The following is a 23,938-nucleotide window of genomic DNA, read 5'->3' as shown; positions in this document are numbered from 1 at the left end:
GCTGACGGTAGCCAAACCCGCCGGCACGGCCTCCGGGCTCAAGCTCCTCCCTCCCCGTCAGGTCCTCAGCGTTATTCCGGTGCTGTCACCGGACCAGCAGGCGGCAGTGGATGTACCGCACGGGTCGGGCCCCGTCCTTATTCCGGGAGCACCGGGTACGGGAAAATCCACTGTCCTCATTGAAGCGGCGGTTCGCAGGGCCGAGCGGGACGGCGTGGATCCGGAAAGAATGCTGGTGCTCGCGCCCAGCCGGCTTGCCGCCGATTCCCTGAGGGATCGCTTCACGGCCCGGCTCAACAGAAGCCTCAGCACGACGCCGGCGCGCACCTGGGCGTCGTATGCCTTTGATCTGATCCGCCGCGCCAAGGCGGAAGGCATCCTCCCGCTGGCGCGGCCGCCGCGGCTACTGTCCGGGCCTGAGCAGGACCTGATCATTAAGGAACTCCTTGAAGGCCACGCCCTGCCGGGCCTCGAGCTGCCCTGGCCGGATGACCTGGGTGCCGCCCTGGAAACCCGCGGGTTCCGCCACGAAGTGCGCCAGCTCTTTGACCGGATCATCGAATCCGGCCGGACACCCGATGACCTGGTGGTCCTGGCCGGGCAGTGCAACCGTCCGGACTGGATCCCCGCCGCCGCACTGTACGCCGAGTACCGCGACGTCCTGGACCTGCGGATGCCCGAGGCTTTCGACCCCGCGGGAATCATCACCGCGGCCCGACAGATCTTCCAGGATGCCCCTGACTTCCTGGCGGCTGAGCGGGAGCGGCTCCAGCTGATCCTTGTGGACGACATCCAGGAAGCCAATCCTGCGGTGTTCGAACTGCTGGCGGACATCGCGGCAGGCAAGGACGCCTACGTGACGTTGTCCCCGGACACCGTGGTCCAGGGTTTCCGCGGCGCCAGGCCTGACCTCACGGCCGAGCTGCCGCATCTGCTGGCTCCTGAAGGGGCCGCCGAAAACGGTCCCAGGGAAGCTGCAGCCAGGCACACGATATTGGAACGCCCGCTTCGAGTGACACACCGCCACACCGCCGCTGTCGCCGACGCATGGCTTTCGGTGGCGGGGCGTATCTCGCAACGGGCAGGCGGCCAGTCGGCCCGACGGCTGGAGAGTGCCGTGCCGGCTCCCGGCGATCCGACGGACTGTCCCCCTTCCTCCCGTAGCCACCACCGCGGCGCGGTTGAGGGCCATGTCCTTCCGTCGCCGGTCCAGGAGCTGCGCTATGTGGCGCAGCGCATCCTGGATGCGCACCTGAACCACGGACGCGAGCTCGGCGACATCGCAGTGATCGTGCGGAACGGCGGCCAGCTCAACCAGCTGCAGCGCCACCTGGCCGGCCACGGTATTCCCGTGCGCGTTCCAGTGGCCGAATCTGCGGTCCGGGACGAAGTCGCAGTGCGGCCCCTGCTTGATGCCTATGCCGTGGCGCTGGATCCCGCCGTACTGACCCCGGAGTCAGCAGTCGCGCTGCTGACGTCCCGGATTGGCGGAGCGACCTCCATCGAGTTGCGGCGGCTTCGCCAGTCACTGCGTCGCGAAGAAATCCTCGGCGGAGGAGGCCGCACCAGTGATGCGCTGCTCGTCGAGTCGCTGCTTGAACCGGGAGCCTTGGCCACCACGGGCATCGAAGGCCGCTCGGCCCGCCGGGTCGCCCGCATGATTGAGGCCGGGCGCGTGGCAGCGCGTGAACCGGGGGCCAACGCGGAGACAGTGCTGTGGGCTCTCTGGAACTCCACGGGTCTTTCCGCCCGCTGGACTGACGCAGCATTGGCCGGCGGGGCGGCTGGAGCCCGGGCAGACCGCGACCTGGACGCCATGATGGCCCTGTTCCACACCGCCGAGCGCTATGTGGACCAGCTGCCGGGGTCAGGACCGGACCAGTTCCTGGAATACCTGCTCAGCCAGGAGCTGCCCATGGACACGCTGGCAGCCCGGGCACAGCTGGAGGACGCTGTGGAACTCATGACCCCGGCGAGTGCCGCCGGCCGTGAATGGCCCGTCGTCATTATTGCCGGCCTGCAGGAAGGCGTGTGGCCCAACACCCGGCTCCGCGGGGAGCTCCTCGGCAGCACACTGTTCGCCGACGCCGTCGAGCACGGGGTTGAACATGCACTGCAGCTGGGGCCCCTCAGCAGGTTGCGGGAAATCCGGTATGACGAACTCCGCAGCTTCTCCACAGCCGTGTCCAGAGCCCGCGACGTGTTGATCTGCACCGCTGTTTCATCAGAGGACGAACAGCCCTCCTCCTTCCTCGACTACGTGGCACCGCTGCGTCCCGGGCAGGATCGGCGGACGTTCACTCCGGTGGAACGGCCAATGACCCTCCGGGCCCTCGTGGCTGAACTCCGGCAGCATGCGCAACTTGACGGCAGGTCCGCCGCGGAATCTGTCGAAGCCGCCAGGGTCCTGGCCCGGCTGGCCGTTGCAGAACCGCCCGTCCCGGGGGCCCGTCCCGACTCCTGGTGGGGTCTCGCGCCGTTGTCTTCCGGTGAACGGATTGTCCCGGTTGGCGGAACAGTTTTCGTCTCCCCGTCCAAGGTGGAGACGGTCCACAAGTCACCGCTCGACTGGTTCATCCAGGCTGCGGGCGGAGAAGCCGCCACCGACTTTGCCAGGAGCCTCGGAACACTGGTCCACGCCATCGCGCAGGACATGCCTGATGCGTCGGGCGGGGAGTACGTGGCGGAACTGGTCCGGCGATGGCCGGCGCTCGGCATGAAGGATAACTGGGAAGGCAAACTGGACTTCCAGCGCGCCGAAGGCATGGTCCGGAAGCTTGCGCAGTACATCCTGGTCATGCGCAGTGAAGGCAGGAGCCTCGTCGGCGTCGAGCAGGACTTCGAAGTGAGGCTGCCGGACATCACGGACGTACCGCAGCCCCCGGAAATTCCGGCGTCGGTGTCTGAACCGGAGCCGGAGGTCAGGTCCGCCGTCCTCCGCGGCCAGGTGGACCGGCTGGAGATCGATTCCGACGGGCGGCTGGTGGTCGTGGACCTCAAAACCGGCAAACGCCAGCCGTCGAAGGCCGATCTTGCCCGCTACCCGCAGCTGGGTGCCTACCAGGCTGCGGTCCTCGCCGGAGGGTTCACAGAACCCGGCGTAACTGCCGGCGACGTTCAGCCCGGTGACGCTGAGCCCGGGGACGTTCAGCCGGGCGGGGCAGTACTGGCACAGCTCGGCACAAGCAACAAAAGCCCGGGCATCCAGGTCCAGGCGCCGCTGGACGGCTCCGATGGCAACTGGGCGCTCGACATGGTGAACGAGGCCGCACGGCTGATGTCCGGCAGCGTCTTCGAGGCGCGCCACGATCCGGCAAAAACGGGACACGGCGGCTACGGCTGCCGTCTGCCCGAGGTCTGTCCCCTTTGTCCGCGCGGAAAGCAGGTTACTGAATGACGACGCCGCACGACGTCCCGGCACCCCGGTTCTCCCCGGAGGAGCTGACCGCCATGCTGGGCGAACGCAACAGCCCCACCGCGGAGCAATCCGCCATCATTTCCTCGCCGCTCACGCCGCGGCTGGTGATTGCCGGTGCAGGATCGGGCAAGACCGCCACGATGGCGGACCGCGTCGTGTGGCTCGTTGCCAACGGCTGGGTGAGGCCCGAGGAAGTCCTCGGTGTAACGTTCACGCGCAAGGCAGCAGGCGAGCTGGCCAGCCGTATCGGGGCCAAGCTGGCTGCCCTGCAACGGATCGCGGCGGAAGACAGCGCCCACCGGATTTTTCCCGCGGGCCTGCTCAGCGAGGACGCCCTGGAACCCAAGGTGTCCACCTACCATTCCTACGCCAGCGGCATCGTGTCCGACTACGGTCTCCGGCTCGGCGTCGAACGTGACGTTGTGCTCCTGGGCGGAGCGCAGGCATGGCAGCTGGCCAGCGAAGTCGTCGAGGCGTTCGACGGCGAATACGAGCACTTCCGTGCTGCCAAATCCACGCTTGTGAAGGCCGTCATCCAGCTCGCGGGCGAGTGCGCTGAACACCTCCGTGATCCCGACGAAGTGCAGGAATGGCTGATGCACCGCGTCGCCGAATTTGAAGCACTGCCCTATGTGGCCGGAGCCAAGAAGAATCCGACCCAGGCCGCGGGAGAACTTGGTGCCATGCTCCGCACGCGGGCCAGCGTTGCCGAAATGGTGGGCAGGTACTCCGAAGCGAAGCGGGTCCGCGGCGCCCTTGACTTCGGCGACCTCGTAGCGCTGGCCGCGCGGGTCGCCAGCGAGATTCCGCTCGCCGCCGAAGTGGAGCGCCAACGGTTCAAAGTGGTGCTGCTGGATGAATTCCAGGACACGTCGCATGCCCAGCTCGTGCTGTTTTCCAGGCTCTTCGGCGGCGGCCACGCGGTGACGGCCGTGGGCGATCCCAACCAATCGATCTACGGCTTCCGCGGCGCGTCCGCCGGCCAGCTCTTCCATTTTGTCCGGGAATTCCCGGTCATGGTCCGTGATTCGTTCGCGGTGGCACCCACTTCCTACCTGACAACCGCGTGGCGCAACGGGCGGAACATCCTTTCCGCGGCCAACGTCATTTCGGCTCCGCTCAGTGCAGCTGCCGCTCAGAGCGGCCCCGCGGGGGAACGGGAATCTGCGGACTCAGTGGAGGTCCCGCCGCTGCAGCCCAGTCCCGCGGCGGCCCAGGGAAAGGTTGTCATCGGGCGCTTTGCCACGGACGAAGACGAGGCCCGGGCAATAGCGGGGGACGTTTTGCGCTACCGCGTCACCGACTTTGAAGACAGTGCCGGAACAGAGCGGGTACCTCCGGCCATGGCGGTCCTGTGCCGCCGGCGCGCACAGATGGAGTGCATCCGGCGTGAGTTCGAAGTTCGCGCAATCCCCTACGAGATCGTGGGCCTCGGCGGACTCCTGGACACGCCGGAGATCGTGGATCTGGTCGCAACCTTGCGCGTCCTCGCAGATCCGGGCCGGTCGGACTCACTCATGCGGCTCCTGGCGGGAGCACGCTGGCGCATAGGTCCGGCAGATCTGATGGCCTTCCGGGACTGGTCGTCATTCCTCGCCCGCCGCCGGGAACACCCGGGACGGGACGCGGATGAAAGTGATGACGCCGGGGCCGCCGTTATCGAGAGCGACATCACCGATTCGTCCAGCCTGGTGGAAGCGCTGGACTGGCTGCCGCGGGAAGGCTGGACGTCGGCCCACGGCAGGTCCCTCAGCACTGAAGCCCTCGACCGGCTGCACGCCTTCTCGGCCGAACTCCGTCAGCTCCGGGGATTCATGGGCGATGACCTCACCACGTTGCTGGGTGAAGTGGAACGGGCCATGCTCCTGGATATCGAGGTAGCGGCCCGTCCTGGCATCAGCATTCACCAGGCCCGGAGGAACCTGGACGCATTCCACGATGCGGCCGCAGGGTTCCTCCATACCTCGCAGCGCGTCGACGTGCTGGCTTTCCTGGCGTGGCTGGAAGCCGCAGCCACGGAGGAGGGCGGCCTGGACGTCGCCGCGCCGGACGTCAACCATGAAGCCGTGCAGCTTTTGACCGTGCACGCGTCCAAGGGCCTGGAGTGGGACGTTGTGTTCGTTCCCGGCCTGAACGCCGGCGCGTTTCCCAGCAGCCGGGATTCCCGCTGGAGCAGCGGCAGTGCAGCCCTGCCCTGGCCGTTGCGGGGAGACCGTGGCGACCTGCCCCAGTGGGACACGGACCAGCCGGACCAAAAGGGCTGGCTGAATGCCGAAAAGGATTTCAAGGCGGAGGTCCAGGCGCACGGTGAAGCAGAAGAACGCAGGCTGGCCTACGTCGCCTATACCCGGGCGAAATTCGTGCTGTGGGTTTCCAGCGCCGCCTGGGTCGGTTCCCGGGCCGGCATGGCGGAGATGTCGCCGTTCCTGTCGGAACTGGCGCACCTTGCAGGAATCGGGACGGAGGCCGGCGGACCTGAGCCGGCCGTCGAGCGGGCCGATGAGCCTGCGATGGCGAGGGGAGGGGCGGAGGAGCCTGCCGCCGTCGTACATCCCGCCTCGGTGGAGGAGTCATCCCTGCCCGCCGAAAGTCCCTTGACCCAGGACCTGGAACTGGCTCTGTGGCCGTATGATCCGCTGGAAGGACCCGCCGATCCGCGCACCGGAGCCAGGCTCAGGCTGGTACCCGGGCGACGCGCCGCAATGGAAACGGCTGCCGGACGGGTCCGCGAAGCCATGGCCGGCGGCGCAACCGGGGACGCGGCGCTGGTTCCTGCTGCCGCGGAGGGCTCGCGTCCGCTCCGGGGCGTCGCCGCCAGCTGGGCGCAGGAGGCGGACCTGCTGCTGGAGCGCCGGTTCCGCAGGGCAACGGTGCAGGATGTCCACCTGCCCGGCCACATCTCGGCGTCAACTTTCGTGGACCTGGGTGACGACCCCGGATCCGTGCTTGCACGGCTGCGGCGGCCTGTTCCCAGGGAGCCAGGCATGTCGGCCCGCAAGGGCACGGCTTTCCACGCCTGGGTGGAGGAATACTTCGGCAAGGCGGGCATGCTGGAGCTGGACGAGGCACCCGGTTCGGACAACCATATAGACGAGGCTTACGGGCTGGACTCCATGGTGGAGACATTCCGGAACTCAGAGTGGGCGCACCGTGCCCCCGCCCATGTCGAGGTTCCCGTTGAAACACGCATCGGCGATGTTGTGGTGCGTGGCCGGATCGATGCCGTGTTCCGGGATGCCGACGGCGGCTGGGACCTCGTGGACTGGAAGACGGGCCGCCGTCCCGCCGGCGGGCAGCTGAAGGTCAAAGCTGTCCAGCTGGCCGTCTACCGTCTTGCCTGGGCCAGACTCAAAGGAGTCCCGCTGGACAGTGTCCGGGCGGCCTTCTACTACGTGGGGGAAGACCAGGTGGTCCGGCCCCACGACCTCGGCACGGCGGAGCAACTGGAAGATATCGTGACAGCTGCCCTCGGCGGAACCACCGCACTGGCCAAGGCTGCCAGCCCGGTTAGTGGGACTTTGCGTCCACAATCTTGAGGGCGGCTGTGGAGGTGTCGTCCGCTGCCGGCGGGGCCGGGGGAGTGGCTTCCCCGGCAAGGCCGGTGGCGGGGTCCGCTTCACTGCCTCCCGCTGCCGGAGCGCTTCCTTCCGGAGCGGCCGCCCCGGCGTCGGACTTTTCGACCGGGATCGGGGTCACGTGCACGGAAGGCATGGCGGCGGCGCTGGCCGGTTCGACCTGCGGCACAGGTTCCACGTGGACGGCCGGGACGGCCTGCGGCAAAGGTTCCACGCTGATGGGCTGGCCGCCGTGCTCGGCGATGTCGTCGGCCAGCGAGGCAAGCATTTCTTCAGCTTCACCGATCATGGTCTGGTCGCCGGCGGCCAGGCCCTTGACCAGGTACTGGGCCAGCGCAAACTCGGCAGAGAGCGCCGCACGGCGGAGCAGGTGGGCGTCCGGGGCGTCACGCCGGCTCGTCGTGTAATGGCGCAGGACGGCGTCCACGAAGCCTTGTTCGTTGGAGGCCACCAGCCACGCCATGTCGTCGGCGGGATCGCCGATGCGCAAATCAGTCCATCCGGTCACGGCAGTCACACGTTCTCCGTCAACCAGGATGTTGTCCTCGTGCAGGTCGCCGTGCACTACGCACGGATTGAAGCGCCACAGCGACACATCCTCCAAGGCGTGTTCCCAGCGGCGCAGCAGCACGGGCGGGATCTTCCCGGTGGTTGCGGCCTGGTCGAGTTCGTTGAGCCTGCGCTGCCGGAACTCGTTGGGTGTATAGCTGGGGAGGTCGGCGTTGCTGACCAAAGCCCGGGGCAGGTCGTGGATCGCGGCCAGCGCCGCTCCAACTTCCCTCGCGAGTCCTTCCGGACCGGCGGTCAGCTCTTCGACGCTGCGGGTGGTGCCCGCCAGGTGCGAATATACGAAAGTGCTCAGGGCCCCCTGGCGCACGGTGCCTGCCACCGTGGGCATCAGGAAGGGCAGTTCGGCCCTGATTCCCGGGGCGAATGCGCGGAGGACCATGAACTCAGTTTCCAAGCGGGCGCTGGCCTCCGCGTGGCGAGGCGATCGTACCCGCCACTGCTTCCCCTCGGAGTCCAGGAGGAGTGCCGAATCGAAGTCCGCCGGATCGTCCGGGGCGGAACTCACGGCGGTCGGCGTCAGTCCGGGGACTGCCGCAGTTGCTACAGCTGCCAGTTCGATCGGTTTTCTTCTCACCCATCCACGGTAGATTGACTGGCGCCCAAGATGGCGATGTACTACGGCGAGTCTTGAGATCGGGACGATTTCCCCCGCTGATCCGGCACGTGATCATGCCCACGCAGGACTGACCGGAAGGCTTACTGGCAGGCTTGCCGCCGGGCTTTTGGCAAGGCGGCCGCCGCCGGAGCAAATGTCAATTGTCTGCCGGAGTCAGTACGGTGGGTACATGAGTCTTGCGGAGTCCCCGGCATCCAAAAATCAGGCACCTGCAAATGTGGCCCAAGACAGTACAGCAACGTTGCAGCGGCTGCCGGCGAACCACCTGATGGACACGGTCCTTCCTGTCAGGCCCGCCCTCATTGACAGGGGATCCGGCGCCAGGATGAAGCCGGGCATGGTTGACTCCGTGGTCAGCTCGGGACGGGCGTTGGCCATGGTCCTTTCGCATCGGCAGGCGTTGGTCCGCGGCGGCGGCCTCCTGCTGACGGACGCCGCCGGACTTGCGGAGAGCCTTGCCGAGGCAGGGTCGCCGCCGGCAATGACCATTTACCTTGGCGCTGCCATGGCCGGTTCACAGCTGGACGAGGGCACGGAAATCGTTCTTTTTGTCCTGGCGGAACCGTTCGAGGTCCGGGCGGAACAGTTCGAACGCGGCATCGCGGGAATCCCGTCGGATGCCGTGTGGACGGGGTTCCGGGACGTGGCTGCCCTCTTGAATGCCACGGATACCGCCCTCTTCATCGAGGCCAGTGCAATTGCGAACTGGCATGCCACGCACGTTCACTGTCCGCGGTGCGGTGCCGCGACCGTGGTGGAGGCAGGAGGCTGGGTCCGCCGGTGTCCCGCAGACAACTCCGAGCACTACCCCCGGACCGACCCCGCCATCATCGTGACGGTGGTTGGCCCGGATGACCGGCTCCTCCTCGGTGGCGGCGGACCGCTCGATGCGAAAAACTTTTCCACCCTGGCCGGGTTCGTGGAGCCGGGTGAGTCCCTGGAGCAGGCCGTGGTCCGCGAGATCCAGGAGGAAGTGGGCGTCAGGGTTACCGCCGCCCAGTACCTGGGTTCCCAGTCCTGGCCATTCCCTGCATCCCTGATGCTGGGGTTCACGGCCCGGACGCTGGACACCGAGGCAACGCCCGACGGCGTGGAGGTCACCCGGGCGCGCTGGTTCAGCCGTTCAGAACTCCAGGCCGCAGTGCTGAGCGGGGAGATCGTCATCTCCAGCCGGCTGTCCATCGCTCGGTCCCTGATTGAACACTGGTACGGCGGCGTCATCCAGGACCGTCCCGCCGACGCCTGACGTCCGTGCAGTGAACCTCCACCCGGCACCACCGAGCCACCCATCACAAGTTACCGAGCACCAACTGACTGAGCAGCAAGTGACAACTGACAATTTTGAACGAAGCGCCTCCGGCGACACGGCATCCCCCAGGGCTCTACTGGACAACCGGTCCCTGGAAGACCGCATTCTCGGCGGACTGGACGACGAGCAGCGGGAAGTCGCGAGCACGCTGAACGGACCGCTGTGCGTGCTCGCGGGCGCAGGCACGGGCAAAACGCGCGCCATCACCCACCGGATTGCCTACGGCGTGCACTCGGGCGTCTACAGCCCGCAGCGGCTGCTGGCAGTGACCTTCACCGCACGCGCCGCGGCGGAGATGCGAAGCCGGCTCCGCGATCTCGGCGTCGGCAACGTCCAGGCACGCACCTTTCACGCCGCAGCCCTCCGGCAGCTGCAGTTCTTCTGGCCGCAGGCGGTTGGCGGTGCGCTCCCGAACCTGCTCGACCACAAGGCACAGATGATCGCCGAAGCTGCCCGTCGCCTGAGGCTCAGCACGGACCGCGCATCCATCAGGGATCTGGCCTCGGAGATCGAGTGGGCCAAGGTGTCCATGCTGACGCCGGCGAACTACCTTGAGAATGCGCAGGGCCGGGGCAATCCCGGCGGCTTCGACCTCACCGCTGTCGCCCGTGTGTTCCAGGCCTACGAGGACGTCAAGACCGACCGCAACGTCATCGACTTCGAGGACGTCCTCCTGATTACCGTCGGGATCCTGCAGGAGGACCCGAAGGTGGCAGCCACCGTCCGCGAACAGTACCGGCACTTCGTGGTGGACGAATACCAGGACGTTTCGCCGTTGCAGCAGCGGCTCCTGGAACTCTGGCTGGGGGGACGCGACGAACTCTGCGTCGTGGGCGACGCCAGCCAGACCATTTATTCGTTCACCGGTGCTTCACCCAGGCACCTGCTCGGTTTCAAGGCCATGTACCCCGGCGCCAACGTCGTGAAGCTGATCCGGGATTACCGGTCCACTCCGCAGGTGGTCAAGCTGGCCAACGACCTGCTCGCAGGCCGGCGCAGCGGAGGCCCCGTAGCGGACGCCGCCTGGGCGGCGCCGCTGAAACTGGTTGCACAGCGGCCGCCCGGGCCGCCGCCGCAGTTCACCGAGTGCGCGGACGATGAAGCCGAGGCCGCCACCGTGGCAATCAAGATCCGCGAACTGCTCGACGCCGGCACACCGGCCAGCGAGATCGCCGTGCTGTTCCGCACCAACGGGCAGTCTGAGGCCTACGAACAGGCATTGGCTTCAGCCGGCATCGGCTATCAGCTGCGCGGGGGAGAGCGGTTCTTCGCCCGCAAGGAAGTCCGGGACGCCATCCTCCAGCTCAGGGCGGCCACCCGGGCCGCCGCGGAAACCTCGGAGCCCGAACCCCTCGGCCAGCTGGTCCGGGACATCGTGGCGTCCCTTGGCTATACGGAGTCCGCCCCGCACAACGGCGGAGCCCTTAGGGAACGCTGGGAATCGCTGGCCGCTCTGGTTGCGCTTGCCGATGAGCTGGTCTTGAGCCGGGGTCCACAGTTCACCCTCGCGGACTTTGTCAATGAACTGCAGGAGCGTTCACTGGCCCAGCATGCACCCACTGTCCAAGGCGTCACGCTGGCGTCGCTGCACGCTGCCAAGGGCCTCGAGTGGGACGCGGTCTTCCTCGTGGGACTCTGCGAGGGCCTCATGCCGATCTCTTTTGCGGATTCCCCGGAAGACGTGGATGAGGAACGCCGGCTGCTCTATGTGGGCATCACCCGGGCTCGCGAGCACCTGTCGCTCTCCTGGTCCCTGGCCCGGACCCCGGGGGGCAGGGCCAACCGTAAGCCTTCACGCTTCCTGGACGGCCTTCGGCCGGATTCGGTGGCCAGCTCCACGGCGCGCGGCAAAGGCCCTGCGCCGCGGCGGAAGGCAGCAGCCCCAGCGATGTGCAGGGTCTGCGGAAGCATGCTGTCCACCGGCGCTGAACGCAAGGTGGGCCGCTGCAGCCAGTGCCCGCCGAGCTACGAGGAACAGACTTTCGACGCGCTGCGCCAGTGGCGGAAGGATGTTGCCCTTGCCGCCGAAGTCCCGGCATTTGTGGTGTTTACCGACGCGACGCTGACGGCGATCGCTGAGGCACGGCCCGCTTCCCTGGAGGAACTGGCCCGGCTGGCCGGAGTCGGCCCCTCCAAGCTGGAGAAATACGGTGAAGCAGTGCTTGAGGTCCTCACGGAAAGCGGCAGCGCCTGATGGCCGGCGGCGCCACGCCTCGGGCGATTCCGCTGACGACCCCCGACGGTGCGCCGGTGGTCGTCCGCCGCTCGGCCCGCCGACGCCGGACGGTGGCCGCGTTCTGGGAGAACGGCACTGCGGTGGTGGCCATTCCGGCGCACTTCAGCAAGGCCCAGGAAAGCGAATGGGTGCACCGGATGCTCGAGAAGCTCCGGCTCCAAGGAGTGCGGCGGTCGCGGGGTGAAGGACGGCGCCGGCCGGCCACGGATGCCGCCCTGGCGGCGCACGCAGCCGAACTGTCGGCGAAGTACCTTGGCGGGCGCTCCGTGCCGTCGTCAGTGCGCTGGGTCAGCAACCAGAATTCCCGCTGGGGATCGGCTACTCCCGCCGATGGAACCATCAGGCTCTCCGACAAGCTGCGCAGCATGCCGCAATGGGTCATTGACTACGTGCTGCTCCACGAGCTGGCCCATCTGCTCGTCGCCGGGCACAACGCCGCGTTCTGGCGCCTTCTGGAGGCGTACCCCGAGACGCAGCGGGCCAAGGCGTTCCTTGAGGGCGTCGCGTTCGCCACGTCCCGCGGACTGGCACCTGACGCTGACGGAGAAGGCGAGAGCACCGACGGAACCGAAGTCCCGTCAGTGCTCTTCTAGCTGACCGCAAAACCGGAGGGTCAGGCCTTCGGTGCCCCGCCGTCGTCGTCCTTGCCCGATCCGTCCTCGTCTTTCCCGGAGTCTTTTTCGTCTTTGGCCGGTTCATCGAATCCGCCGCTCAACAGTTTCTGCAGTGCGTCATCCACCTCAGTGTCGCTCGCTTCGGCGAGCTTGCGCCGTGCACTGAATCCCTGCGGATCATCCAGGTCCTCGCCGGTGGGCAGGAGATCGGGGTGCTGCCAGATGGCGTCTCGGCCGGCGGTGCCGCGTTCTTCCTTGAGGGATGCCCACAAAGCGGCAGCTTCGCGGAGGCGGCGGGGACGAAGTTCCAGTCCCACCAGGGATGAGAAGGCATGCTCGGCCGGACCGCCGGTGGCACGGCGCCGCCGGACAGTCTCGCGCAGCGCGGACGCCGAGGGCAGGAACTTTTCCGTGGCTGCTGCCGTCAGCTCGTCCACCCAGCCTTCGACCAGGGCCAGCGCTGTTTCAAGTTTTTCCAGTGCCTGTTCCTGGGCAGGAGTCCGCTGCGGCATGAAAACGCCCTGGGACAGTGCTTCCTGGATGCCTTCGGGATTGCTCGGGTCGATTTCCCGGGCCAGTTCCTCGATCTTGGAGGTGTCGATGTGGATGCCCCGGGCATAGGCCTCGATAGCACCGAGGAGGTGGCCGCGGAGCCAGGGTACCTGCACAAAGAGGCGGGCGTGGGCCGCTTCGCGCACAGCCAGGAAGAGCCGGATGTCGTTTTCGGGCAGGCTCAGGCCTTCACCGAACTTGGCCACGTTGGCCGGGAGGAGCGCCATCTCAAGGTCGGCCAGCGGGACGCCGATGTCCGTTGAACTGACCACTTCCGCCGACAGGGCACCAATTGCCTGGCCCAGCTGCATGCCGAAAATGGCACCGCCCATGTTCTGCAGCATCGAGGAGGCGCCGCCCATCATGGACTTCATTTCCTCGGGCATCTGCTCCGTCATGGCGGTGGACAGTGCATTGGCAATGCTGTTTGCCACCGGTTCGGTGAGCCGCTTCCAGGTGCCGAGCGTTTCCTCGACCCATTCGGCCCGGGACCAGGCCCGGCCGATCAGGCCGGTGGCGGGGAGCTCCGTGACCTGGTCCAGCCACAGCTCAGCCAAGCGCAGGGCCTCGTCTATTTCACGCGACTGCTGCGCCGTGACAGAGGGGTCGGAGCCACTTGCAGCCACCCGCCGCGCGTTGTCATGGGCAAGCTGCCAGTTGACGGGCCCTTCGGAGGTCGCGCTCATCATGGCCTGCACCTGCGAGAACATCTGGGCCAGGAGGTTCGGGTCGTCAGGAAGCCCTGCCGCCTTGGCCAGTTCAGCGGGGTCTATGTCACCCATGCCCTTGCCGCCCATGAGGTTTTGAAGCATTTCCGCAAGCGGATCCTTGGGGGTGTCGTCGTCGCCATTGGACGGATTGAGTGGGTTGGAGGTCATGATCCCGCCGATCGTCGGTGTGACTGTTGATCACCTTCACGGTACCCCGGGGCGTTGGCGGCTGTCTGCCGAATCCGGCCCCGTTCGCTGTAGGCAAAGAGCGTCCACGCCTGCTCACCGCGTAGTGTTAGTAATCGGAATATTTGCAGGCTGCCGTCATCACGATCGGGTTCGGCCACACTGCCTCGTCCGCGGGCGCAGGTACAGAAGAGGTCCTTCATTGACAATCATTCAGGGTGACCACGTTCCGGGGGATCCCGCGGATTCCGGAAGCGGCGGCGGAACCACCCGTGGCAGGCTTTCACGGCGGCCGACGTCCCGCCGGGCCAAAGCGCGCGATAACCGCTACCCCGCGATGGTGGCGTCCGGATTGATGGCGCTCGCGCTGGGAATAACCGCCGGCAGCCTTCCCGTGCCGTATGTGGTGGAATCGCCCGGGCCCACCTTTAATACCCTGGCAAGCGACAACGGGAAACCCGTGATCAGCGTGACCGGCCGAGAGACGTTTCCGGCCAAGGGGAACCTGGACCTCACCACTGTCTATGTTGACGGCGGTCCCAACGGTCCGGTCAGCGTTTTCGAAGCTTTCTCGGCCTGGCTGGACAAGTCCAAAGCCGTCTATCCGGAAGAGCTGATCTTTCCCACCGGGGTCACGAAGGAGGAGTCCCAGCAGGAGAGCGCGGTGGCGATGACCACTTCCCAGGAGAACGCCACGGCATCCGCGCTCAAGGAACTCGACATCCCCTTTGAACAGAAGCTCCTGGTGGCTGACCTTGCCGACCAGTCGGCTTCCGCCGGCAAGCTCCAGGCCGGCGACGTGTTCGCCACTGTGAACGGCAAGCCCGTGACGTCGCTCCGCGTGGTGCAGGAGGAACTTGCCGCGGGGCAGGGAAAGCCCGCCGTCGTCGTCGTGACGCGTGACGGCGCCGCAGTCACTGAGACCATCACCCCCACCGAGAACGCGGCCGGCAAGTTTATCCTCGGCGTGCTGCTGCAGTACGACTTCACGTTCCCGTTTGACGTAAGGATTTCCCTCGAGAAAGTGGGCGGCCCCAGCGCGGGCATGATGTTCGCGCTCGGCATCATCGACACCGTCACCCCGGGGGACCTCACCGGCGGCAAACACATTGCCGGGACCGGCACCATCACGCCCGACGGCGTGGTCGGATCCATCGGCGGCATCGGACAGAAGATGTACGGGGCCCGGGGGGACGGTGCTGAGGTGTTCCTGGCCCCGGCCGCCAACTGCGCGGAAGTGGTGGGGCACATCCCGGACGGACTGCAGGTAGTCAAGGTCGAAAGCCTGGCTGAGGCGCGGGAAGCCGTCGAAGTGGTCGCTTCAGGGGGCGACACATCCGGCCTTCCGGCGTGCACCAGCAACTAGACTAATTGCAGGAACTAAGCACCACCGCCACTCGTGGCAATAGTGACTGACGTCGAGCCCTCATTAGGGGTGGCACGGCTGTCGCAGCATCACATCACCACGCGCACCTGATTTATGACAAGACCAGTAACTGACAACCAGCTATGAGGTACCGAGTTTGTCCCGTCCCGCCAGCTCCACTCCGCCCGGAAGACCCCAGCCAAGGCGAGGTGCCTTGACGCCGACGTTGATCGTCGTTGCACTGGTTGTGGTCGGATTCATCTTCTTCGCCAACGTTTGGACAGATGTCCTCTGGTACCAGCAGCTTGGGTTCTTTGAAGTCTTCCTGACGGAGAACCTGGCCCGGATCGTCATCTTCCTGATCGCGTTCGCCCTCATGTTCGCGGCGATGTTCTATGCCATCCGCATCGCCTATCACGCGCGTCCCGTGTACGCCCCGGATTCGGAAATCAGGGACAACCTGAACCGCTACCAGGCGCAGCTGGAGCCGGTCCGCCGGGTAGTGATGATCGGCCTGCCCATACTTTTCGGCCTGTTCGCCGGGAGCGCCGCCGCCAGCCAGTGGCAGAAAGTGCTGCTCTTCCTGAACCAGGAAGCATTCGGGCAGAACGATCCGCAGTTCAACCTGGACATCAGCTTCTACCTGATGACCCTCCCGTTCCTCGGTTTTGTCACGGGCTTCCTCATCAGCGTGGTGGTGGTTGCCGGCATCGCCGGAATCCTGACGCACTACCTCTACGGCAGCATCCGGATCATGGAACGCGGCATCTTCACCAGCCGTGCCGCCCAGATCCACCTTGCTGTGACGGGGGCGGCATTCCTGCTGCTGCTGGGCGTGAACTTCTGGCTGGACCGCTACTCCGCGGTGCAGAACAGCAACGGACGCTGGTCCGGCGCCCTCTACACGGATGTCAACGCCGTCATCCCCACCAAGTCGATCCTGGCTGTCGCCGCCGCGCTGGTGGCAATCCTGTTCATCGTCGCTGCCGTGATCGGCAAATGGCGCCTGCCGGTTATCGGCACCGCCATGCTGGTCATTACGTCCATCCTTGCCGGCGGTGTCTACCCCTGGGTCATCCAGCAGTTCCAGGTGCGCCCGTCCGAACAGACCCTTGAGAAGCCGTTCATCGAACGGAACATCAGCATGACCCGCGCAGCCTACGGCCTGGATAAGATCCAGGAGGAGCGGTACAACGCCACCACCACCGCCACCACCGGTGCCCTGGCCCCGGACGCGCAGACGACCGCCAATATCCGGCTCCTGGACCCGAACCTGATTTCGGACGCCTTCTCCCAGCTTGAGCAGTACCGGCCCTACTATCAGTTCCCCAGCGCGCTCAACGTTGACCGCTACGAGGTTGACGGCAAAGTCCAAGACACCGTGATAGCGGTCCGTGAGCTGAACCCGGACGGCCTTAGTGCCAACCAGCAGTCCTGGCTGAACCGGCACGTGGTCTACACCCACGGCTACGGCGTCGTGGCCGCGAAGGGCAACAAGTTCACCGCGGACGGCAAGCCTGAGTTCCTGCAGTCCGGCATTCCGTCCACCGGTGTCCTCGGCAACGATACGAGCTACCAGCCGCGGATCTACTTCGGCGAGAACTCTCCCGAGTACTCGATTGTCGGCGCACCGGACGGCGCACCGAACCGTGAACAGGACCGTCCCGCCGGCAAGGAAGGCGACGGCGAAACCCAGTACACCTTCACCGGCAACGGCGGGCCGAACGTCGGCAGCTTCTTCAACAAGGTTCTCTATTCGATCAAGTTCCAGTCGTCCGACCTCCTGCTGTCCGACGGCGTGAATGCCGAGTCGCAGATTCTTTACGACCGCAACCCGCGCGACCGCGTCGAAAAAGTCGCCCCGTACCTGACGGTCGACGGAAACGCCTACCCGGCGGTGGTGGACGGCCGGGTGAAATGGATCGTGGACGGCTACACCACGAGTCAGTACTACCCGTATTCCCAGCAGGAACAGCTGTCGTCGGCCACCGCCGACTCACAGACGACCGCGGGACGCACCGTTGCCCTGCCCAACAGTTCGGTGAACTACATCCGCAACTCCGTCAAGGCAACGGTTGACGCCTACGACGGCTCGGTAACGCTGTACGCCTGGGACGACCAGGATCCGGTGCTGAAAGCCTGGCAGAAGGTCTTCCCCAGCTCCCTGAAGCCATACTCGGAGATGTCCGGCGCCCTCATGAGCCACGTCCGCTACCCCGAGGACCTGTTCAAGGTCCAGCGTGAGCTGCTGGGCCGTTACCACGTCACCCAGCCTGACAACTTCTACACGAACAACGACGCCTGGTCCGTGCCGAACGATCCCACGGTCAGCGAGCCGGTCAAGCAGCCGCCGTTCTACATGTCGCTGCAGATGCCGGACCAGGATAAGCCCGCGTTCCAGCTCACCTCATCGTTCATCCCGCAGGTGGTCAACGGCACCGCCCGTAACGTGCTTTACGGATTCCTCGCCGCGGATTCCGACGCCGGCAACCAAAAGGGCGTGAAGGCTGAAAGCTACGGTCAGCTCAGGCTCCTGCAGATTCCGCCGGAGGCGCAGGTTCCCGGTCCGGGCCAGGCCCAGAACAAGTTCAACTCGGATCCCACGGTGTCCCAGGCGCTGAACCTGCTGCGCCAAGGCGCCTCTGACGTCCTCAATGGCAACCTCCTGACCCTCCCCGTGGGCGGTGGCCTCCTGTACGTGCAGCCTGTCTACCTGCGGTCCACGGGCGAAACGTCCTACCCCACGCTGCAGCGCGTCCTGGTGGCGTTCGGTGACAAGATCGGCTTTGCGCCAACGCTGGACCAGGCGTTGAACCAGCTGTTCGGCGGTGACTCGGGCGCTTCGGCCGGGGACTCGGACAACAACGGGCAGACTCCTCCGCCCACTGGGGGCAGCACTCCGCCGCCTACCGGTACCACCGACGCCAAGGCGGAACTGAGGGCGGCGCTGGAGGAAGCAAACGCGGCCATCCGGGCCGGCCAGGAAGCCCTCGCGAAGGGTGATTTCGCCGCCTACGGCGAGCAGCAGAAGAAGCTGTCCGCTGCACTGCAGAAGGCGATCGACGCCGAAGCGAAGCTCGCCACTGAAAGTGCATCGCCGACCCCGGCGGCCACCCCGGCGCCCACGGGAGACCCGTCGGCTGCCGCCACGCCGTCGCCGTCACCGAGTAGCTAGTCAGGCGGGCAGGCTGCCCCCGGCAGCCTGCCCGGCCGGATCAGGCCGGTTTTCCCTTCCGCAAGGGCGGGGAAGCCGGCCTTTGCCGTCTCCCGCGGGAAGAGCCGGTTGCGGGACAGGTGCCGCTTCGGAACGGCACTCTTGACTGCGGAGACGCAGATCACGTTCCCTCAATTTGGTCTGAAGTTCACCGGCGGGTAATGTTGTTCTTGCGACGCGGGGTGGAGCAGTTCGGTAGCTCGCTGGGCTCATAACCCAGAGGTCACAGGTTCAAATCCTGTCCCCGCAACTGAGGAAAAGGCCCGGAATTCCCGAAAGGGATTCCGGGCCTTTTGCTTTGTCGCGGTACTTGGGGCCCGGTGTCGGACAGTGGTCGGGGCCGCCGCAAAAGTAGGGTATTGTTGATCAAGCGACGCGGGGTGGAGCAGTTCGGTAGCTCGCTGGGCTCATAACCCAGAGGTCACAGGTTCAAATCCTGTCCCCGCAACCACCAAGAGAGGCCCTGACCGGGAACACCCCGGTCAGGGCCTCTTTTTTGTCCGAACGTCCCTAACTACTAGCATTTCCTAGTATTCTCATTCGCGGGGGCAGCGTACCGCGCGGCCAGGTAGCGTTCAATGACGAACGCCGGACTGGCAGGCCGTAGCCTCCCGGAACCGGATCGTATATTGCGGGGGATGACCACGGCCCCGGACGGGTTCGCTCTTCCGCTGTTCATGATCCAAGCTATTAAGGCGCAGTTAACCAAGTCGGCGCTCCTGCCGGTGCGGACCGGCCGGGGGTGGTGGATCCGCCCACGTCACTAGTCGATCATTCTCGAGAGGAATGCTGTTCGATGTCACTACCTACCAAGAAGAAGCCTGGAAGCGCAAAGGGCAAGTGGGCCAGACTGTACTGGGCGGTGCCCGCCGTGCTGGTTGCCCTGGTTCTCGTGGTGCTGGCCGCTAGATGGGCTACCGGGCTTGCCGGCGTCAAGGACTTCCTGGCGGCCTACCCGGGCCACTCGGAGTTGCCTGAGGGTACTCCGGTGGGTTTCCCGGCGTGGCTGGCGTGGCAGCACTTCCTCAATGGCTTCTTCCTGCTGCTGATCATCCGTTCCGGCTGGCAGGTGCGCACGCAGACCCGTCCGGCCGCCTACTGGACCCGGAACAACAAGGGCCTGATCCGCACCCGGAATGCTCCGACCAAGATCAGCCTGGCACTGTGGTTCCACCTGGTGCTGGACGCACTCTGGATCCTCAACGGCATCGTATTTGCTGTCCTGATTTTTGCCACCGGCCAATGGGCGCGGATCGTACCCACCAGCTGGGATGTCTTCCCCAACGCGCTCTCGGCTGCGCTGCAGTACGCCTCACTGAACTGGCCCACGGAGAACGGCTGGGTGAACTACAACGCCCTCCAGTTGCTGACCTACTTCATCACCGTCTTCATCGCAGCGCCGCTGGCGTTCATCACGGGTCTGAGGATGTCCTCGGCGTGGCCCAAGAACGCCAAGGCCCTGAACAAGGCTTACCCGATCGAGGCCGCCCGCGCCGTGCACTTCCCGGTGATGATCTACTTCGTTGCCTTCATCGTGGTCCACGTGTTCCTGGTCCTGGCCACCGGCGCGCTCCGCAACCTGAACCATATGTACGGCGGCAGTGACGAAGTCAGCTGGGTTGGGTTCGGCATCTTCGCTGCGTCCGTCGCCGTGATGGTCGCCGCGTGGTTCCTGGCACGGCCGGTCTTCCTCAGTCCCCTTGCCTCTTTGATGGGCAAGGTCAGCAGCCGCTGACCGCGGGCGGCGGCCGCTGCCCGGCGGGGCCCCGGTTCAGCTGTCCTTGAGCTTCTGGTAGGTCTCCAGGGCCCGCTCACGCGACTCCGGCAGGCCCACCACCGGTTCCGGGTATCCGCCAGCGTCCTGCAGCGCTTTCCATGGTTCGTGGATGCTCTTGTCATCCATGCCGGCGATTTCCGGGATGTACTGCCGCAGGTAGCGGCCCGCGGCGTCGAACTTCTTGCTTTGCGTCACAGGGTTGAAGATCCGGAAATAGGGGGAAGCGTCCGCTCCGGATCCGGCCACCCACTGCCAGTTTGCCGGATTGCTGGCTGAATCGGCGTCCACCAGGGTGTCCCAGAACCAGGCCTCGCCCAGCCTCCAGTCAGCCAGCAGGTTCTTCACCAGGAATGACGCTGCCGCCATGCGGACGCGGTTGTGCATCCAGCCTGTCTGCCACAGCTGACGCATTCCGGCGTCCACCAGCGGATATCCCGTCCGGCCCTGCTGCCAGGCTTCCAGTTCAGCGTTCGACGGCGTTTGCCACTCGAAGCGGTCGAAGTCCGGGCGGTAGTTCCGGGTGGCCAGCTCAGGGTTCTCATACAGCAGCTGCCAGCAGAACTCGCGCCAGCCCAGTTCTGAACGGAAGATCCCGACGTCGGCGGGCGCCTTCTGCGGGAAGCGCTCCCGGAGCGCGTGCCAGACACGGAAGGGACTGATTTCGCCGAAGCGAAGGTGGGGGGAGAGGCGGCTGGTGCCCTCGACCCCCGGCCGGTCCCGGCCGGTTCCATAGTCCTCGACAGGGCCGTCCAGGAAGTCCTGCAGGCGGCTGTGGGCGCCGGCCTCGCCGGGCGTCCACTCTTCCGCAAGCCCGGCGCTCCAGTCCGGAGTGCGGGGGAGCAGCTCCCAACTGTCCAGTTCATCGCTGTGTGGCACCGCGCCGTGGGCGCCCTTGGCAGGAGAGGGCAGCTTGTGGGGTGCATCTGAGGGCATCCGCGGCTCACCGCTTTCCAGGCACGCGCGCCAGAAGGGGGTGAACACCTTGTACGGTCCGCCTGCTCCGGTCCGCACGGTCCAGGGCTCAAACATGAGGCTCGCTTGGAAACTTGCGGCGTCAAGGTCATGGTCCCCGGCCCAGGCCTTGATGCCGGCGTCGATGTGACGTTCGGGGCCGCCGTACCTGCGGTTCCACCTCAGGTGCGTGGCCTCTGTTTCGGCCGCGAGTTCCTGGATGATTCCTGCCGCGCTTCCCCGTCGAAGGACCAACCGGGAGCCCGCGGACTCCAATCCGGCGGCCAGGGACGCCAGCGAATGGTGCAGCCACCACTTGGCCGCACCGCCCAGCCCGCGCACTCCTGGCGACTCTTCGTCCAGGATGTAGACGACGGTCACGGGGTGGCCCAGGGTTGCGGCTTCGGCAAGGGCCGGATTGTCATCCAGGCGGAGGTCATCACGGAGCCAGACAATGGTGGAAGGCATGGTTCCACGGTACACGGCAGCCTCTGCTGTTTACCGGCCGGTAACTTAGCCGTAGACTCGCTCCAGCCGTCCGTTGCTCGCACTCTTCCGCAGCGGCGGTTCCGTTCGGATCAGGCCTTTCCTGTCGACAACGGCACACGGCTGGAGGCGGCCGGATGCCGTCCACCTGCCCGCCGCGATGCTGCCGCGTGCAGAAAAAGGATGACCAATGAAGCTATTCCTTCCATCGAACCAACGGCCGCGAACAGAACGCCGCAGCGTGCCGGTCACGCGGGCGCTCCTGGCCGGACTCGCCACAGCCGTCTCAGTGTCCGCGGTGATTGCCCCGACCGCCCACGCCGGGCCCATTGGTGGCGATGAGTGGGTGGTCAGCGTGGGCGATTCGTACATTTCAGGGGAAGCGGGGCGCTGGGCGGGCAACTCGAGCGACCCCGCCCAGACCGATGCACTGGGCGACGCCGCCTACATTGACGCCGGGCAATCGGAAAGTACGGCGGGCTGCCACCGTTCCTCCTCGGCGGAGATCAGGATCGGGCAGGCGCAGGCACTCAACCTGGCATGTTCCGGCGCCAAGACGGGCACGTCCTGGAACTCGTCCGGTGAGTTCAAACCGGGGCTGGACTTCTACAAGGACGCGGCCGGCAACACGGGCCAGTCGCTGGCGCTGCAGAACTTCGCATCAACCCACCGGGTCAGCATGGTGGTGGTCTCGGTCGGCGGCAACGACCTGGGGTTTGCCGGCATCATCGCCACGTGCGTCTCGAAGTTCATGACCAGTCCGTCGTGGGCGCCGAGTTACTGCAAGGACTCCGCCACGGTGGCCACGAACTTCTCGGCCTCCAACCGCGCGGCGGTGGCCTCCCGGATAGGTGCCTCCCTCGCAAACGTGGCCAAGGCCATGGGAGGGGCCGGGTATGCGCCCGGGCAGTACAGCCTGGTGGTGCAGAACTACGTCTCGCCCCTGCCGCGGAGTTCGGATATTTCATACTCCGAAGCCGGATTCAGCAGGCAGAGCACTTACGGCTGCGGTTTCTGGAACGCGGACCTGGACTGGGCTACCGGCACCGCCGTTCCCGCAATCAACTCCACTATTTCAGCCGGAATCGCTGCTTCCGGGGTGGCCGGTGTTCACACGCTCAATGTGGCCTCACTGTTCAGCGGGCATGATCTGTGCGCGGACACTACACAGAAGCTGAACAACACCGCACTGGCGGACTGGAGGAGCCCCGGCGCCGCGGACATCAGCGAATGGATCAACGAGGTCCGGACTGCCAGCACGGCCTTCAGCGATTACTACATCCAGGAATCGCTGCACCCCAACTACTGGGGCCAGTTGGCCCTCCGTAACTGCCTGCGCCAGGTCTATAACGACGGCGAGGTTCGTTCCGGGAGTTGCACGGCAGGGGCCGGGCTGACGTCAGCGGGGGAGCCGGCGGTGAGCCTGGCCTAGCCGGGCCAGCGACAGTCCTAGACCCGCGATAGTCCAAGAAACGAAAAGGCCGGGGTCCCCTGAGGGGACCCCGGCCATTCTGTCGCCCGGTCCGGAAACCGGAGCGCTGCCTAGAGCTTGTCGAAATCTGCCTCTTCGACAGTGGAGCCGGCGTCCGATGAGTTCGTCGAGGCGCCAAGGGCCGGCTTCGCGCCGCCGGACTTCAGTGCTGCGAGCCGTGCTTCGATCTCGGTCTGCTCGCCGAGGTCTTCGAGTTGGTTGAACTGCGCGTCCAGGCTGGAAGCAGCGAGCTCCTGCTGGCCGCGGACTTTGGCCTCTTCGCGGCGGATCTTCTCTTCGAAACGGCCCACCTCGCTGGTGGGGTCCATGAAGTCGATGCTCTTGAGGGCATCGTGGACCTGCGACTGCGCCGCGGCCGTCTTGGACCGGGCCACCAGTTCGTTGCGCTTGCTGGTCAGCTCATTCAGCTTGCCCTTCATCTGGTCCAGGCCGGTCTTGAGCTTGTCCACAACCTCGGTCTGCGAGGCGATGCTGGGCTCGGCTGCCTTGGCTTCGTTCTCGGCTGCCATCTGGCGCTGGATGGCCACCTTGGCCAGGTTGTCGAACTTCTGGGCGTCCACTGCGTCGCCGCTGCTACGGTACTCGTCGGCCTTGCGGGAGGCCGCGAGGGCCTTGTTGCCCCAGTCCTGGGCGTTCTTGATGTCCTCGTTGTAGTCGTCCTGGAGCATCCGCAGATTGCCGATGGTCTGCGCCACAGCAGATTCAGCTTCGGCAATGTTGTTGGTGTAATCCCGGACCATCTGGTCCAGCATCTTCTGCGGGTCTTCGGCCTGGTCCAGCAGGGAGTTGATATTCGCCTTTGCCAGCTGCGCCATACGGCCGAAAATGGACTGCTTAACCATGGTGTTGCCTTTCATCCTGCTCAG

At 65.9% G+C, this 23,938-nt stretch carries 13 protein-coding genes and 2 tRNA genes; 11 read left to right on the top strand and 4 right to left on the bottom strand.

The window, feature by feature from the left end; genetic code table 11:
• Position 1 precedes the first annotated feature (1 nt).
• Both Q8Z05_RS00655 and Q8Z05_RS00650 read left to right on the top strand, forming a co-directional pair.
• Positions 2-3,397, top strand: a complete 3,396-nt coding sequence (locus tag Q8Z05_RS00655; protein WP_305943443.1) for an ATP-dependent helicase — start codon at positions 2-4, stop codon at positions 3,395-3,397.
• Positions 3,394-6,954 (top strand): ATP-dependent helicase, encoded by a 3,561-nt coding sequence (locus Q8Z05_RS00650; RefSeq protein WP_305941622.1) that lies wholly within the window; start codon positions 3,394-3,396, stop codon positions 6,952-6,954. The genes Q8Z05_RS00655 and Q8Z05_RS00650 overlap by 4 nt, the downstream gene beginning before the upstream one ends.
• On the opposite strand, the gene Q8Z05_RS00645 is transcribed toward Q8Z05_RS00650, so the two are convergent.
• Positions 6,926-8,137 carry a macrolide 2'-phosphotransferase gene (locus Q8Z05_RS00645; protein ID WP_305941621.1) on the bottom strand — a complete coding sequence of 404 codons (1,212 nt, stop codon included), beginning with the start codon at positions 8,135-8,137 and terminating at the stop codon, positions 6,926-6,928. The two genes, Q8Z05_RS00650 and Q8Z05_RS00645, sit on opposite strands and share 29 nt — an antisense overlap.
• 211 nt (positions 8,138-8,348) lie before the next feature.
• On the opposite strand from Q8Z05_RS00645, the gene nudC reads away from it, so the two are divergent.
• The 3 genes from nudC (at position 8,349) to Q8Z05_RS21430 (ending at position 12,317) form a co-directional block, all read left to right on the top strand.
• On the top strand, positions 8,349-9,425 hold the full coding sequence (nudC, locus tag Q8Z05_RS00640) for an NAD(+) diphosphatase (protein WP_305941620.1): 1,077 nt from the start codon (positions 8,349-8,351) through the stop codon (positions 9,423-9,425).
• Positions 9,426-9,504: 79 nt separating this feature from the next.
• Entirely contained in the window at positions 9,505-11,682 is a 2,178-nt protein-coding gene (locus tag Q8Z05_RS00635) for an ATP-dependent DNA helicase UvrD2 (protein ID WP_371745902.1), read from the top strand.
• The gene (locus tag Q8Z05_RS21430; RefSeq protein ID WP_371745901.1) at positions 11,682-12,317 is read left to right on the top strand and encodes a M48 metallopeptidase family protein; all 636 of its coding nucleotides are present in this window, start codon (positions 11,682-11,684) and stop codon (positions 12,315-12,317) included. Before Q8Z05_RS00635 ends, Q8Z05_RS21430 begins: the two co-directional genes overlap by 1 nt.
• Before the next feature lie 20 nt (positions 12,318-12,337).
• Here the strand turns inward: Q8Z05_RS21430 and Q8Z05_RS00620 are convergent, their stop codons facing one another.
• Positions 12,338-13,768, bottom strand: a complete 1,431-nt coding sequence (locus tag Q8Z05_RS00620) for a zinc-dependent metalloprotease (RefSeq protein WP_305941619.1) — start codon at positions 13,766-13,768, stop codon at positions 12,338-12,340.
• A gap of 220 nt (positions 13,769-13,988) precedes the next feature.
• Here Q8Z05_RS00620 and Q8Z05_RS00615 point away from each other — a divergent pair, with 220 nt between their 5' ends.
• The 5 genes from Q8Z05_RS00615 (at position 13,989) to Q8Z05_RS00595 (ending at position 20,101) form a co-directional block, all read left to right on the top strand.
• On the top strand, positions 13,989-15,152 hold the full coding sequence (locus tag Q8Z05_RS00615) for a YlbL family protein (RefSeq protein WP_305941618.1): 1,164 nt from the start codon (positions 13,989-13,991) through the stop codon (positions 15,150-15,152).
• 157 nt (positions 15,153-15,309) lie between these two features.
• On the top strand, positions 15,310-18,327 hold the full coding sequence (locus Q8Z05_RS00610) for a UPF0182 family membrane protein (RefSeq protein WP_305941617.1): 3,018 nt from the start codon (positions 15,310-15,312) through the stop codon (positions 18,325-18,327).
• A 215-nt stretch (positions 18,328-18,542) separates the two neighbouring features.
• A tRNA-Met gene (locus Q8Z05_RS00605) sits at positions 18,543-18,616 on the top strand.
• A gap of 124 nt (positions 18,617-18,740) precedes the next feature.
• A tRNA-Met gene (locus Q8Z05_RS00600) sits at positions 18,741-18,817 on the top strand.
• A 345-nt stretch (positions 18,818-19,162) separates the two neighbouring features.
• Positions 19,163-20,101, top strand: coding sequence for a cytochrome b/b6 domain-containing protein (locus tag Q8Z05_RS00595; RefSeq protein ID WP_305941616.1), 939 nt, complete (start codon positions 19,163-19,165; stop codon positions 20,099-20,101).
• Between the two features lie 36 nt (positions 20,102-20,137).
• Here Q8Z05_RS00595 and Q8Z05_RS00590 read toward each other — a convergent pair whose 3' ends face one another.
• Positions 20,138-21,562, bottom strand: coding sequence for a cryptochrome/photolyase family protein (locus Q8Z05_RS00590; RefSeq protein WP_305941615.1), 1,425 nt, complete (start codon positions 21,560-21,562; stop codon positions 20,138-20,140).
• A gap of 208 nt (positions 21,563-21,770) precedes the next feature.
• Here Q8Z05_RS00590 and Q8Z05_RS00585 point away from each other — a divergent pair, with 208 nt between their 5' ends.
• Positions 21,771-23,012, top strand: coding sequence for a hypothetical protein (locus tag Q8Z05_RS00585; protein WP_305941614.1), 1,242 nt, complete (start codon positions 21,771-21,773; stop codon positions 23,010-23,012).
• Positions 23,013-23,122: 110 nt separating this feature from the next.
• On the opposite strand, the gene Q8Z05_RS00580 is transcribed toward Q8Z05_RS00585, so the two are convergent.
• Positions 23,123-23,914, bottom strand: a complete 792-nt coding sequence (locus Q8Z05_RS00580) for a PspA/IM30 family protein (protein ID WP_305941613.1) — start codon at positions 23,912-23,914, stop codon at positions 23,123-23,125.
• Positions 23,915-23,938 lie beyond the last annotated feature (24 nt).

This window comes from Arthrobacter oryzae, assembly GCF_030718995.1.
In the GTDB taxonomy this organism is placed as follows: domain Bacteria; phylum Actinomycetota; class Actinomycetes; order Actinomycetales; family Micrococcaceae; genus Arthrobacter; species Arthrobacter oryzae_C.
The sequence above is the reverse complement of the archived record's forward strand: the minus strand, read 5'-3'. Positions and strand labels throughout refer to the sequence as shown.

Excerpts from the sequence above, each read along its gene's own strand:
- Q8Z05_RS00650 (WP_305941622.1), top strand. The coding sequence starts at position 3,394 with ATGACGACGCCGCACGACGTCCCGGCACCCCGGTTCTCCCCGGAGGAG.
- nudC (WP_305941620.1), top strand. The coding sequence starts at position 8,349 with ATGAGTCTTGCGGAGTCCCCGGCATCCAAAAATCAGGCACCTGCAAAT.
- Q8Z05_RS21430 (WP_371745901.1), top strand. The coding sequence starts at position 11,682 with ATGGCCGGCGGCGCCACGCCTCGGGCGATTCCGCTGACGACCCCCGAC.
- Q8Z05_RS00620 (WP_305941619.1), bottom strand. The coding sequence starts at position 13,768 with ATGACCTCCAACCCACTCAATCCGTCCAATGGCGACGACGACACCCCC.
- Q8Z05_RS00595 (WP_305941616.1), top strand. The coding sequence starts at position 19,163 with ATGTCACTACCTACCAAGAAGAAGCCTGGAAGCGCAAAGGGCAAGTGG.
- Q8Z05_RS00590 (WP_305941615.1), bottom strand. The coding sequence starts at position 21,562 with ATGCCTTCCACCATTGTCTGGCTCCGTGATGACCTCCGCCTGGATGAC.
- Q8Z05_RS00585 (WP_305941614.1), top strand. The coding sequence starts at position 21,771 with ATGAAGCTATTCCTTCCATCGAACCAACGGCCGCGAACAGAACGCCGC.
- Q8Z05_RS00580 (WP_305941613.1), bottom strand. The coding sequence starts at position 23,914 with ATGGTTAAGCAGTCCATTTTCGGCCGTATGGCGCAGCTGGCAAAGGCG.